This is a genomic window from Sphingobacterium sp. UBA5639 (genome assembly GCF_002421245.1).
Taxonomy (GTDB): Bacteria; Bacteroidota; Bacteroidia; order Sphingobacteriales; family Sphingobacteriaceae; genus Sphingobacterium; species Sphingobacterium multivorum.
The window spans coordinates 456,707-470,673 of sequence record NZ_DIJR01000029.1; the positions used below are offsets into that span (position 1 = coordinate 456,707).

The 13,967-nt window shown below is 41.5% G+C and carries 12 protein-coding genes; 4 read left to right on the forward strand and 8 right to left on the reverse strand.

The genetic code is table 11. From position 1 onward, the window contains the following. Positions 1-39 precede the first annotated feature (39 nt). On the forward strand, positions 40-198 hold the full coding sequence (locus tag B4Z90_RS18760; RefSeq protein ID WP_156167568.1) for a hypothetical protein: 159 nt from the start codon (positions 40-42) through the stop codon (positions 196-198). Positions 199-389: 191 nt separating this feature from the next. Here B4Z90_RS18760 and B4Z90_RS18765 read toward each other — a convergent pair whose 3' ends face one another. The 3 genes from B4Z90_RS18765 to recJ form a co-directional block, all read right to left on the reverse strand. Then, positions 390-1,904 carry a GH3 auxin-responsive promoter family protein gene (locus B4Z90_RS18765; RefSeq protein WP_286752640.1) on the reverse strand — a complete coding sequence of 505 codons (1,515 nt, stop codon included), beginning with the start codon at positions 1,902-1,904 and terminating at the stop codon, positions 390-392. Between the two features lie 22 nt (positions 1,905-1,926). Further along, positions 1,927-2,661 carry an LPS export ABC transporter ATP-binding protein gene (gene lptB / locus B4Z90_RS18770; protein WP_028072074.1) on the reverse strand — a complete coding sequence of 245 codons (735 nt, stop codon included), beginning with the start codon at positions 2,659-2,661 and terminating at the stop codon, positions 1,927-1,929. 151 nt (positions 2,662-2,812) lie between these two features. Continuing rightward, a complete protein-coding gene (gene recJ, locus B4Z90_RS18775) occupies positions 2,813-4,513 on the reverse strand; it encodes a single-stranded-DNA-specific exonuclease RecJ (RefSeq protein WP_046672806.1) in 1,701 nt (566 codons plus the stop codon). 114 nt (positions 4,514-4,627) lie between these two features. On the opposite strand from recJ, the gene B4Z90_RS18780 reads away from it, so the two are divergent. Beyond that, positions 4,628-5,410, forward strand: coding sequence for an MBL fold metallo-hydrolase (locus tag B4Z90_RS18780; RefSeq protein ID WP_286802964.1), 783 nt, complete (start codon positions 4,628-4,630; stop codon positions 5,408-5,410). Positions 5,411-5,459: 49 nt separating this feature from the next. On the opposite strand, the gene B4Z90_RS18785 is transcribed toward B4Z90_RS18780, so the two are convergent. The 3 genes from B4Z90_RS18785 to B4Z90_RS18795 all read right to left on the reverse strand — a co-directional run bounded on the left by B4Z90_RS18785 (position 5,460) and on the right by B4Z90_RS18795 (position 10,125). Continuing rightward, positions 5,460-7,082: a RagB/SusD family nutrient uptake outer membrane protein gene (locus tag B4Z90_RS18785; protein ID WP_286802965.1), complete on the reverse strand. Its 1,623-nt coding sequence runs from the start codon at positions 7,080-7,082 to the stop codon at positions 5,460-5,462. A gap of 58 nt (positions 7,083-7,140) precedes the next feature. Further along, positions 7,141-7,434: a hypothetical protein gene (locus B4Z90_RS18790; protein WP_286802966.1), complete on the reverse strand. Its 294-nt coding sequence runs from the start codon at positions 7,432-7,434 to the stop codon at positions 7,141-7,143. An 81-nt stretch (positions 7,435-7,515) separates the two neighbouring features. Further along, positions 7,516-10,125: a SusC/RagA family TonB-linked outer membrane protein gene (locus B4Z90_RS18795; RefSeq protein WP_286802968.1), complete on the reverse strand. Its 2,610-nt coding sequence runs from the start codon at positions 10,123-10,125 to the stop codon at positions 7,516-7,518. Positions 10,126-10,647: 522 nt separating this feature from the next. Here B4Z90_RS18795 and B4Z90_RS18800 point away from each other — a divergent pair. After that, positions 10,648-11,127: a cation:proton antiporter regulatory subunit gene (locus B4Z90_RS18800; protein ID WP_046672804.1), complete on the forward strand. Its 480-nt coding sequence runs from the start codon at positions 10,648-10,650 to the stop codon at positions 11,125-11,127. Between the two features lie 3 nt (positions 11,128-11,130). Next, positions 11,131-12,375: a cation:proton antiporter gene (locus B4Z90_RS18805; RefSeq protein WP_112374899.1), complete on the forward strand. Its 1,245-nt coding sequence runs from the start codon at positions 11,131-11,133 to the stop codon at positions 12,373-12,375. 67 nt (positions 12,376-12,442) lie between these two features. On the opposite strand, the gene B4Z90_RS18810 is transcribed toward B4Z90_RS18805, so the two are convergent. After that, on the reverse strand, positions 12,443-13,231 hold the full coding sequence (locus B4Z90_RS18810) for a TlpA family protein disulfide reductase (RefSeq protein ID WP_286802971.1): 789 nt from the start codon (positions 13,229-13,231) through the stop codon (positions 12,443-12,445). Between the two features lie 31 nt (positions 13,232-13,262). Further along, positions 13,263-13,940, reverse strand: a complete 678-nt coding sequence (locus tag B4Z90_RS18815) for a hypothetical protein (protein ID WP_286774677.1) — start codon at positions 13,938-13,940, stop codon at positions 13,263-13,265. Positions 13,941-13,967 lie beyond the last annotated feature (27 nt).

Consider the following 13,967-nt stretch of genomic DNA (forward strand, 5'->3'; position numbering starts at 1 on the left):
TAACGCTATAAAATCACTTATCATAAAAATAAACTTAGTATGGAATTGACGCACAGTCTAAACAAAAGTAACGAAGTAGCAGCAGGCGATAATCGCTCCTTGTTACAGGGTGATGTTGAAGTTCAGAAGAAAGGTATTTCTATGAATTTTATTCTTGGTTTTTTTGTTTTTTTATATAAAACGGCAATTAAACCTTAACAAACCTCCATTATAGTCTAAGCTTTCTTGAGCTTATCAATTAGACGAACTCACAGCAGTTCTTTAAAACAACAAAATTCAGCAATACGAGATTAGCCAAAATAAGGTTTCCAAAAATTTTGGCTAATCTCCAGCCGGAGACCGTGCTATTATTCGGTCACTGTGCCGTATTTTTAAGTTGATATGCTGTATTATTCGGCGAGTATTTTCAGGAGCGGCTCGAGATATTCGCGGCTGTTACTCAATCTTGGAACCTTATTTTGTCCACCTAGCTTACCTCTTGATTTCATCCATTTATAGAATGTATCTTCGGGCGCATTGTGTACAATAGGTGGTCGAAGCGCCATATTCTTAAAACGTTTGGCGTCATAATCCGAATTGATTTCACGGAGTTTAGCATCCAATATTTCACAAAAACGCTTAAAATCATTGGGTTGTTGCTCAAATTCGATCACCCATTCGTGTGCTCCGGCCTCGGCATCTTTAAAATAGACCGGTCCAGCGGTATAATCTCTGATTCGTGCCTGTGTCAATTTGCTCGCTTCGGCCAAGGCTTGTTCGGCGTTGTCAACAATAACCTCTTCGCCAAAGGTGTTAATATATTGTTTGGTTCGTCCTGAGATCTGAAAGCGATAGGGAGACAATGACGTAAACCTGATGGTATCTCCAATTTTATAACGCCACAAACCCGCATTGGTTGAAATGATCAATGCATAGTTTTTGCCAAGCTCCACCTGATCCAAACGTAAGGTTGACGGATTTTCTTCGTGCATTCGTTCAGTAGGTAAGAATTCGTAATAAATACCGTAATCTAGCATGAGCAGAAGATCTTCCGAATCAGATTGATCCTGTAAGCCAAAATATCCTTCTGAGGCATTATAATTCTCTAGATAATACATATTGTCAGAAGGGATCAATTTTTGGAATTGCTCGCGGTAAGGTTTGAAGCTCACTCCGCCATGCCCATAAAACTCTAGATTTGGCCATACCTCCAAGAGGTTGTCTTTGCCTGTAATTTCAAGAATACGTTTGGCCATAACAATATTCCATGTCGGTACGCCAGCTAGACTCGTTACGTTTTCTTTGAGTGTAATTTGGGCAATCTGTTCAATTTTCTCTTCAAAGTTTGGATTTAAAGTAACCTCCATATTGGGCGTTCGCTTAAATTCGGCCCAGAAAGGAAGGTTGCGGATGAGGATTGATGAAAGATCACCGTAGTAGGAATCCGGACTGAAATTGTTGATCTGTGAAGAACCACCAATAACAACAGATTTTCCCGTAAATACGCGATTTTCAGGTCTATTATGACAGTATATTGTGAGCATATCTTTACCGCCCTGGAAGTGACACTCTTCGAGTGCTTCCTCACTAACGGGAATAAATTTGCTGCGATCAGATGTGGTGCCTGAGGACTTGGCAAACCATTTGATATCAGAAGGCCATAGGATATTCTGCTCGCCTTTTATCATACGATCAACGTAGCCCTTGATATCATCATAGTCCTGTATCGGGACGCGTTCTTTGAAGATCTCTGGCGTTAATATACTTGTATAATCGTATTTTTTTCCCCATTCCGTCGCTTCAGCAGTGGCAATTAAACTCTGAAACCATTCTTCTTGTACATCGTGTGGGTATTTCATGAAAAGTTCAATCTGGTGAATTCTTTTTTTCATGAACCAAGTAAAAATGGAGTTTAATAAGGCCATATTGGGAGGGATTCTTTAATCTTTAAAATTTTTTCCTTCTTAATTCAAAATGTCGACCGAGATAAAATTTACGGGCAAGCTCATTATCTGCAATTTCCTCAGGAGTACCTGTCAGCATGATCTTTCCTTCGGTCAGGAGATAGGCCCTGTCCGTAATAGATAGCGTTTCCTGTACGTTGTGGTCGGTAATTAAGATGCCGATGTTACGGGTTTTGAGCTTGGCTACGATCGTCTGAATTTCTTCTACGGCGATCGGGTCAACCCCTGCAAAAGGTTCATCCAGAAGAATAAAGGATGGATTAGCAGCTAATGCTCGCGCAATTTCGGTACGTCGACGCTCACCACCGGACAACAAATCACCTCTGTTTTTACGGACACGGTGTAGGCTGAATTCCGTGAGTAGTTCTTCCAATTTTGCCAAACGTTCTTCTTTATTGGGATAATGGATTTCTAATACAGCCAGGATGTTGTTTTCTACGGAGAGCTTCCGAAAAACCGATGCTTCCTGAGCGAGATAACCTATCCCACGTTGTGCGCGTTGATACATCGCATCCTGCGTAATCTCCTGATCGTCGAGAAATACTTTCCCTTCATTAGGCTTGATAAGACCAACAATCATATAGAATGAGGTCGTTTTTCCTGCCCCATTAGGGCCCAATAACCCGACAATCTCGCCTTGTTCCACATGGAAGGAAACATTGTTGACAACGGTACGCTGCTTATATTTTTTTATGAGATGTTCTGCCTTTAAAATCATCTTCGTGGAATGTCTTGTGTTGTATGTATCTGTTCAATAGGACTAATTAAAACCCTCACCATTCTTTCATGCCTGGTATCTAATCCAGTATGGGGGGATGCCCGACCAAATCTTGTGTAAATATATTTAATATCTTCTTACTAATGCAATACTAATACTTAATCCCTTTGATGTTGAGCTGTAAGTTTCTTTTGTTGCGCCACACATTCTCTTCAATGCTGTAGCAGATGTCGAAACTTTGCCCAGAATTGATGTGTGTGATATGTTCTGCCAGTCCAAAACCGATACAGTCAAATGAAGGAGAGTCTTCTTGAATAACCGTCATCTTGAGGTGATTGGTGCCCACAATAAAAGCCTGTCCTACTGCATTTACCTTTTTACTGAGGAAAATAGGGGATTCATTTTGGGGCCCGAAAGGTTCAAACTGCTGGAGAATACGGAAGAACTTAGCATCGATATCTTTCAATGCCAACTTTGCATCGATCAAAATTTCTTGGGTCAGCATTTCAGGACTGATACGTCGCGATACCACTTCCTCAAAACGATCCTGGAATAGCGTGACATTATCTAAGGACATCGTTAGTCCGGCAGCATATTTATGACCACCAAATTGCTCCAACAAGTCAGCGCATTCGCTTAAGGCTTCATACAAGTCAAAGCCCAGTACCGAACGGCAGGAACCTGCAATATGACCATTTGTTTCGGTCAATATAATCGTCGGACGGTAATATTTTTCAGTCAGTCGGGAAGCGACAATACCAATGACACCTTTGTGCCAGTCGGCTTTATACAATACCGTGGATTTTCGGCTTTTAAGAAGAACATTATCCTCAATCAGTGCAAGCGCTTCTTCTGTTATTTTGAGATCAAAGTCTTTCCGTACATTGTTTTGATCGTCTATGCTAGAACTGAAGTCTTTGGCTTCTTGCAGCGATTTGGAGATCAAAAGTTTGACGGCGTCCTTAGCATGGTCTATTCTGCCCGCTGCATTAATGCGGGGGCCGATCTGGAACACGATGTCGTTCACTGTAAAGATCTTCGTTCGATTATTGGATAAATCAATCAGTGCCTTTAGTCCGACGCAGGGATTCGTATTGAGTTTAATGAGACCAAAGTGGCTAAGTATTCTATTTTCGCCGGTAATAGGAACAATGTCCGAAGCAATACTCACGGCCACAAGATCCAAAAACTGATAACAGGCATTGATATCCATGCCATTGGTGAGTATAAAAGCCTGAATAATCTTAAAGCCTATTCCACAACCTGAAAGTTCTTTGTAAGGGTATTCACAGTCTGCACGCTTGGGATCTAACACGGCGTAGGCTTTGGGAAGTTCCTCACCGGGAAGGTGGTGGTCGCCAATGATAAAATCAATTCCTTTGCTATTTGCGTAATCTATTTTATCGATTGCCTTGATACCGCAGTCCAATGCAATAATTAAGCTGAAACCATTTGCTGCGGCATAGTCAATACCCTGTGTGGAGATTCCATAGCCTTCGGCATAGCGGTCTGGAATATAAAACTCCAGCTGGCTATGAAATTCCCTGAAAAAACTATAAACAACGGCAACAGCTGTTGTACCGTCTACGTCATAGTCTCCATAGATGAGTATTTTTTCTTTGTTGCCAATGGCTTGGATGATCCGGGTGATGGCTTTTTCCATGTCCCGCATCAAAAATGGATCGTGCAAATCCGATAATTGAGGCCTAAAAAACTGCTTTGATTCGTCAAAAGTCTCCACTCCTCTACTCACGAGCAACTCTGCCAAGACAGTGTTGATGTTTAATTCCTCGCGCAGTTTGTTGGTTATTTTGACATCAGTTTTAGATTTTAGTACCCACCTTTTTTGCATATCTTTGCACAATATTTTAAGTGTAAATATACGTTTTAAGGCTGGACTTACCTAATTCCTAAACCCGGTATTGATCCGCTGTTGCTTAACGTGCATATTCCCAATGTTTTAAATATGTTGCAGGCTTATTCTTTATATGAAGGTTCTTTTTCCGTAGACAAGAGTAGAAAATTTATTCCCTTTGACCCACTTCTAGACGACCCTAAGGACCGACCGGGGGCGATGTTTATCCATGTCCATCCCTTCTTGATCCAAACTAATTCCGGGCTTATTCTCTGTGATACCGGCCTTGGTTATACGGATGACAGTGCTGTGCTACAGCTGCATCATAATATCCGTAAGACTGGCTTTAGACCCGAAGATGTAAAATATGTACTGATGTCTCATCTTCATAAGGATCATGCTGGGGGGATGGTCACATTTGAAAACGGAACCGGACGTATCGCATTTCCTGAAGCCGAATATATTGTTCAGCGTGGCGAATGGGAAGACGCCTATTCAGGCATCTCCAGTTCATACAGGACCGAGATTTTTGATGTGATTCAACGCAGTGGAAATTTGGTACTGGTGGAAGGTGAAGGAAAAATAAATGATGAAATCAGCTATGCGCTGAATGGTGGACATACCGCGCATCATCAGGCATTTCATATTCAAACGGGCGACCAGCACTATTTCTTTGGCGGAGATGTATTACCTGAGCCTGAAGAAATTTTCCATAATTATGTCGCCAAATATGATTTTGATGGTCGGCGTTCCAAAGAGCTACGTCAGGAGTACTGGGCAGAAGGTGCACCAGCGGGCTGGATTTTTTTGTTTTACCATTCAAAAAATATCACCATTGGTCGTAGTCAGATCCGGGAAGATGGCACCTATAAACTGATTGAAGCAAAGTCGTAAAAGAAAAAACCTCCATGGCCTTTGGGCTCATGAAGGTTTTTTGGAAGGTTTAGTATCCCGGATTTTGTGGGAAGGCTGCACCAGTGTTACTGTCGATAACTTCTTGTGGAATTGGCCAAAGAATAAATTCTTTTTTCACCACATTTTTCGATTGTGTGTTTAATGTTTGCACGCGGCGTAAAAATACATCCTCCCCGAAACGGGCAAGGGTCATGCGACGCATTTCCTCACCAATAAGCTCGCGGGCGCGTTCGTCGAGAATCAAATCCGCATTGATCGCTGCGGCATCGATTAATGACGCTTTTGCACGGGCACGGACAGCGTTGATGGCATCCTTAGCTTGTGCCGGTTTATTGGCACGCCAGTATGCTTCTGCCAATAGCAGGTAAGTTTCGGCCAAACGTACTTTCACACGGTCCTTCATATTTCCTTCAAATGCAGGGTCAACAGCTGTCTTCCCGTAGAAAAATTTGGTTGTTGTCGGGAATACATTGCCTGATTCTTTGATCGCGTCGGTAAGTACGATCTTCTTTCCATAAAGCTCAGGTACGGAGGGATCGTTATAATACCAATCGCGTTTGATATTGAAAGAAGAATTTCTGACATCCTGTTTTTCATAACTATCCAGCCACCATTGGTAAGGGCGTACGTGCCCAAGACCTCTTCCTCCAAGTGAGTCGGCCAAGGCAAATCCTTTTTGTTGTGAATAGAAAGGAACCCACGCGCGTTTGCTCCAATCGGTGTAGCGGTCGCCACCTCCTTGTGTATTGTATTCCAATTGGATGGCCCAGATGGTTTCTTGATTGCCGGAACCGCGATTTTGATTGTTTTCGATAAACATATCGTGGAAATAATCCCCGGGTTTATCTTTTTCGGCACCAAAACGTTGATTGTTCAATTTAAAGTAACCACTTTGAATAACTTTGTTGGCAGCTTCTGCAGCTAAATCAGGCTGTCCAGCTTCGATATATGCTTCTGCCAGGTAGTGTAAAGCAGCCCATTTCGTCAATTTCCCTTCCTGAATTGTTCCTGGATTGTCGGGTAGGTTTTCACTTGCATACTTAAGGTCTTCAATCATGTGCGTCAAGATTTCAGCTTTCGGTGTACGCGTGAAATCACGACGGGGTGTTTCGGATACTTTGTCCACCCAAGGCACATCGCCGTACAGGTTGACTAAGTAGCGATAGCTATAGGCGCGGAAGAAACGGGCCGTTGCTTCTACACGTTTTGGATCGTTATCCTTGTCCGTCCAGCTGATACCATCCTTTTTTAAAGCCTCGAGGATGGTATTGGTATTACCGATAAATCCGTAGGCATATTTCCAATAATTGCGTACATAAGACGAAGCCGGATTTAGCGTATAATTGCTGAATGGAGCCAATGTAGCGTCTGTACCTGTAGTTTTGATGGCAACGATATCCGTTCCGACCTGTAGCGCTTCCTGCGGGGTTGCTCCTTGGGAAAAGATACTACCGTTCCAGGTCAGGAATTCCATGCGGGCATAAGAGTATAAACCATTTAGTCCAGTTTCGAAGCCTTTCGTGTTAATATAGGTATTATCAGGTGACTGAAAGCTACTGGTGTCTTCATTTAAGAAGTTCTTGCTGCAGCCTGTGAAAAGTAAGCTTAGGCCAGCTAGCATTGTATATAAAGTTGTATTTCTTTTCTTCATGATCTTGATGTGTTTAGAATTGGACATTTACTCCCAATGAGAATGTTCTTGCAACAGGTTAAGGACTGGCAATATTTGTCGTTGTTGGATTACCTGTGGTCGAACTCACGCTCAATGCCTCTACGTTGTAACCTTTGATTTTGGAGAATGTATAGAGGTTACGGGCGTTGATAAAAGCTTTAATGGAAGAGAGATTCAATCTTTTTAGAAAATCGCCGTCAAAAGTATAGCCCAAGCTAAAGTCTCTAATTCGCCAATAGGATGAATTGATATAATAAGTATGGTTATTTACTGGCGTATATCCAGGCGATGGAATATCTGTATTGGTGCGCTCTGGCGTCCAGTAAGGCATGTCGGCAAGGTAATTGGCACCGTTGTTAGGTAAGAAACGTTCGATGTTTTTGAAATCATCTATTTTCGTTCCGCCAAAGGCTCAATTCATAAAGATTGACAGGGAGAAATTCTTGTAGGTGAAATCATTACCAATACCAAGTGTATAAGGCGATATCTTGTTCCCCATCATCGTACGGTCACTGGCGTCGATTTTACCGTCGTTGTTGAGATCTGCTAACTTGGCATCGCCAGGTTTCGCTTTAGGCTGATAGGAGTTTGCGATGTCGTCGCCCTCTTGCCATACACCAATGACTTTATAATCGTAGAAAATACGGATAGGCTTTCCGATTAACCAGGCATTGGTCAAATCATCTTTTCCATCCGCGCGCAGTTTGGTGATTTTATTGTTGTTATAGGCAAAGGTCGTATTGACGTTCCATTGGAAATTGCCATTTTTGACCGGTATGGCATTCAAGGTAACTTCGATCCCTTTGTTTGAGGTTTCACCGATATTGGTCAAAATGGTGTTGTAACCGTTCATGACAGGAACCTGTTCACTTAATAAGAGATCCGATGTCTTAGAGGAGTAGTAGTCGATCGTTCCTGAAAGTCTATTTTTGAGAATACCAAAATCCAAACCAAGGTTTAATGAAGCTGTTGTTTCCCACGTTAGATTACTTCCACGGCCATTGAAATTCATCACAAGTCCTTTGACGGGGTCAAGACCATAGATATAATCGACGTTAGTCAGACGGTCGTAAGTTTGATATGGCGATACGGCCTGGTTTCCATTTTTACCATAAGAAACACGAAGTTTTAATAAATCGAAATAATCCTGCACATTTCCTTCTTTAGAAACCACCCAGGCTCCTGCAACCGATGGGAAAAATGCATATCGGTTGTTGATCGAGAATGCACTATAACCGTCCGAACGACCGGTTAAAGTTAATAGGTAACGATCCTTAAAAGCATAGTTGATTCTTCCCATGTAGGAAATCATCGCTGTATTTTGCAGATTAGATTCGATCTTAAGATTTTTAGAGGCAGAGGCCATGTTGTTATATCCGGCATCTGATACAAAATCGTCTCCGTTCATTCTTGAAGTTTTCAAATTTGTTTTCTGCGAAGAATAGAGACCCACGACATTGATCTTGTGGTCACCAAAGGTACGGTCATAGGTCAAGAGATTTTCCCAGGTCCAGTCCCAAAAATGCTCATTGTAAATTGATCCGGTACCATTTACGCCACGTCCTGTAACCGTATTTGAACCGTAATAGGAGTTTTCATTAATATTTCGGTAGTTGGTTCCGAATGTGGTTTTGAAACTTAATCCTTCGATAGGGAGTTTCACATCAAGCCAAGTATTCGCATAGACTGTTCTTCTGGTCTGATCCCATTGGCCTTTTTCGTCTGCAAAAGGATGCGCCCATAGTGTTTGTGCATACATCGGGTACGTTATAGCAGTACCATCGGCATCGCGGTTTTTACTGTAAGGGGAAAGTTTTACAACACTCTCGAAGTTGGGCTGTACGCCGTCGCGGTTCCCTTGAGAAGCCTGCATGGTCATTCCTAGCTTTAACCAAGAGCTTAAACTTTGATTGAGGTTCAGATTGACATTGTATCTTTCGTATGGCGTATTTTTTACAACGCCATCTTGATTTAGGTAGCTCACAGATGCATAATAATCGGATTTATCCGTTCCGCCCGAAAAACTGAGTTGATGTTCCTGAACAGGAGCGCCGCTATTGAATACTTCATCCTGCCAATTGACTTCTTCCCCTTTTTTGTATTGTTCCAATACGTTGGCAAAAAGATAATTCTCAGGGTTAAGCTGATCGCCGGTTTTTCCTTTCGAAGCCTGGTAATCACGCGTAAATTGGATGTATTGTGGGCCGTTCATCAATTTAAGACGACGTTCTACACTTTGTACCCCAAAATAACCGTTATAATTGATGCGTGCTTTTCCTGCTGCACCCTTTTTTGAGGTGATAAGGATAACGCCATTTGCAGCTCTTGAACCATAAATTGCAGTGGATGAGGCATCTTTCAATACCGAGATACTGGCAATTGTATTGGAAGAGATATCACCCAAGGAACCACTAAAAGGGATTCCATCCAAGATAATTAGGGGAGCATTGGACGCGGATATCGAGTTCTCACCCCGAATATTGATAGAAGCTGTTTCACCAGGTTTGGCTGAACCGGAATTGATCGCCAGACCAGAAATCTTACCTTGAAGTTTATCGACAACATTCGGTGAATTTATTCGTTCTAGGGATTTTGCTTCCACTGTAGCGATGCTTCCTGTCAAATCGCTCTTTTTCTGTTTACCATAACCTACGACCACAACTTCATCCAAAACATCCTCGGATTTTGTCAAGGTTATTTGTGCTGCTTGTGCCGCGGAGACTTCTTTCGCTGTAAATCCGATCGAGTTAAATGTTAGGATGGCATTTTTTGAACTGACGCTCAGGGAGAAGATACCGTCTTGATTGGTTGTCGTTGCTGCCGCTTTACCTTTTTCAGAAAAGGTAACGCCGCTTATTGGTTTCCCAGTTTCATCAACGACCTTTCCGGAGATGACTTGCTGGAAGGGTGAACGACTGGTTATTGCAACCAAATTACGTGGGTTCGCTACCCCGTAAATAGGTGCCGCTGATGACAAGATTGATAATGGTGTCAGAAGGATGAGATGACTCTTTTTGACCATAGGTGTGTAATTTAGATTCAGTAAGTGTTTAATGCGGCAATTATAAAGAAATAAACCTTTGGCAATTCTATTGCTTCTTGGAAAAAACGATTGCATGAACTACGAAAACGTTATAGAAATGGGTATTTGTAATGAAAATTGGAGCTAATAAAAGCTGATTTGTTCTGTTAGGAACTCGGATCGTTAATAGCCTATGTACACCGAGTGCTTTTATTGTTGTTCAGTTATGTCATCACGATGCCATACGTCGAAAAAAGGGATGAAATCGGTTAAAAGAGTCGTTTTTCTGCTCTTTTTTTAGTATTTTGGGGTAATTTGCTCTTTGTAGCCCATCCCGTTAGCTACCTGCGGATTCGTTTAAGATTGATTTTTTGGGTAAATTTGTGTTTTAGTAGCTAAGGGCTGATGCTGTTTTTCCTCAAAGTCTTTGTTTTTGTAGTAAAAACCTTCAGCTTGTTTTTGTAATTGTGGTATACCACGTTATGAAGCTTATATTATTAGTATTTATTTAAATAGAAAATTATGTCTATTGTAAGAGAGTCCGATCTGATTGGAATTGGAAAAAAATTTCAAATTGAAACCGATGCGGGAGACAATATGGTTGTTGTTATCCATGACGATGGCAGACGGGAACTTTATCGCTATGATGATGAGGAACATGAGTCACGTTGCGTCATGACACTCAATGACGATGAATCTCGGCAGATTGCGGGTATTATCGGTGGTTTGTCCTACAAGCCTAAAGCTTTGGAGACAATTGAAGTTGCTTTGGACGATTTACGTATTGAATGGTACAAAGTGGAAGGCAAAAATGAGGGTGCCGGAAAGACAATTGGAGAGCTGGAAGTTCGTCAACGTACAGGCGCATCGATTATTGCAGGGATACGGGATGATGATACGGTTATAAATCCAGGACCGTCTTATTTGATTAGCCCAGGCACCACACTTGTCATCGCTGGAAAGAAGAATAATATTAAACTTTTGAAGGAAATTTTACTGTAATTTATGCTATCACATACCTTAATTCTGGAAATTGGAATCGCTGTAGGACTTGTTGCCATTGTTGGCCTAATAGCTAATAAGCTTAAGTTTTCTGTTATTCCATTTTTCATTATTATAGGAATGGTTTTGGGACAGCACGCTCCGCAGGTTGGTCTGGTGGATTTAACATTTACAGAGAGTAAACCTTTTATCGATTTCATGGGACGGTTGGGCGTATTGTTCCTGTTGTTCTACCTTGGTCTTGAGTTTTCGGTCAATCGGCTGATTAAATCCGGTAAAGCAATCGTCACCGGTGGAACAATTTACGTCTTACTGAACTTTACTTCAGGGTTGTTGATTGGTTGGTTGATGGATATGCCATTTAAGGAGATGATGGTGTTATGTGGTATCATGACGAGTTCATCCACGGCGATTGTTGCAAAGGTTCTTACAGATCTCAAACGTACAGCCAACCCGGAGACGGAGGTCATCATGGGGATGATTATGTTCGATGATCTGTTTATAGCGATGCATATTTCTTTCCTTTCGGGCTTGATACTGACAGGAAGCAGCTCGTTTTGGACGGTAGCCGGAACTTCCTTACTGGCCTTGGGATTTATATTGGCCTTTTTGATTTTGGGCAGAAAACTGGTGCCTGCGATCGATCGCTTATTGAAGGAGAAAACTTCTGAATTATTTATATTGATCATCTTTGCCTTACTTTTTATTGTGGCAGGTTTCTCCGAAACCATCCATGTTGCGGAGGCTATCGGGGCATTGATGGCCGGCTTAGTGTTGGCGGATTCGCAATACATCAAAAAGATTGAATCGATGGTGCTGCCCTATAAGGACTTTTTTGGGGCCATGTTTTTCTTTAGTTTCGGATTGTCTATTGACATTATGTCCCTTGGAGGAGCTGTCTTTTGGGCTTCGATTGCAGCGCTGGTGACGGTGATGGGGAATCTTGCTTCGGGCTATTTTGCAGCTAAATTTTCGGGTATGAAACCTAAAACGTCCTTTGATATTGGCTTTACCTTGTCTGCGCGGGGAGAGTTTTCCATTATCATGGCAAATATTGGTAAAGCAGGGGCTTTATTACCCGTTATTCAATCTTTTGTGGTTGTATATGTGCTCATTCTTTCCATTGTATCCCCACTATTGACCAAAGAGTCACGTAAGCTTTGGAAATTACTTTTCGGTGCGGATGCCAATAGCGCCAAGCCTTTGAAAAAGTTGAGTGATTTGGAAAATAATAGTCTCGGTAAATAGACAGGTTACACTCGTCCACTTAAAAGTGCTGTTCAAAAAATAGAGCAAGATTTTTAGATCAAGTTCATCAGTGGTATGACATGGCTTCTTCCAGCTGTTTGATCAACAGCTCTCTTTCCATTGGATAACCTGCTTTCGAAAGTTCATATGTCCCATCCTTTTTAATAATAAAATAAGTCGGGAAGCTATCACTACCTGTTTTGTTCATTGCGTCTTCTGAAAGCTCCCGGCTTGCTAAAACATGACTTCCTTCCATACTATAATAGCGGATGAGTTTTTTCCAATTGAGTTGATTTTTTAAGTCAAAGTTTGAGATATAAAGGAATTGCAGATCCTTATTTTTAAAGTGTGTTTTCAATGCATGTGCATTTTTCTCAATTTCTTGATGACAGGGGCCACACCAAGTTCCCCACATATCAACCAAAACAGTTCTTCCTTTGAATAGGTTGATTACATCATCCAGCTTTTTCAATCGGCCACTGCTATCTAAAAAGACCATTTTTTCATTCAACGGTCGCTTCTCGTTTATACGTGCTTCAGTGATCATTGGTTCGTAAAGAGAACGGTATAAACTGGTCGGATATTTAGCCTTAAAACGGTCGAAGATAACTGTAGCATTGGTTTTTTTTGACCTGCTCATCATTTGTAAGAGGTAAGCATATAGATATTCGTTGATTTGACCTGTAAATTCCTTATTGATGATCTTTTCTTGCAATAAGTTCTCCGGATCACCGGAGTATGCTTGTGCTCTTTGGTTTGAAGGAAATTCCGAATAATAGGTCGAAAGGAAATCGCTTGACTGAGCAGTAGCCCAAAGTTCTTCTTTCCTTTGTAAAAGATAATTTCCGATCAGCATTTTATATATTGGACTGATCAATGCTTCGGCATTATTCAAGGGGGTATACAGCCAGTAGACTATCCCTTTTCTGTTTCCAGATTGCCGTCAATTTTTCACTATCATCTCGTGATTCTAAATAAAACTTATGGTTACCGTAAAAATTGAGAAACAATTCTGCAGGAGCATAAGCCAGATTGTATTGTAGAACTTTTTCGAAGGTTGCCGTTGGTTTGTTTTGAGTAATATATCTCTTGGTTTCCTGGCTTAAGCTATCCATATTTTTTTGTATAGCCACAAGTAACCTATCTGGAAGCGAATCCTCCCGAAGTTCTTCAAAATAAATGTCGTCGGGGAAATAGAACGGCTGATTGTTCTCACTACCTTTACCTGTTATTGTAATCTGATCTTTACCGTCTTTTGAATCTACCCGAACATGAAGATGATCTCCGGGGGAAATGTACAATTGTTGACTCCAATTGGAATTACTGACACCTGTCACATAGAGTTTGGTGATGTGGGGAATCGTAAAAGTCGTATTAAACCGATTATTGATGAGTTTATAAGTTGATGACCCATCGGATGCGATTGTATTGACCCCAATAGCATCCAGCTGTATTGTGTTCTCTTGTGGAGATGAAATATCGATCGTGAGCGTTGCTTCTTGCGTATGAGATTGATTGATAAATACAAGGAATAGTCCAAAGGAGAGAAGCAGCGGTTTTTTCATATATTGGTTATTTCTAACTAAATATAG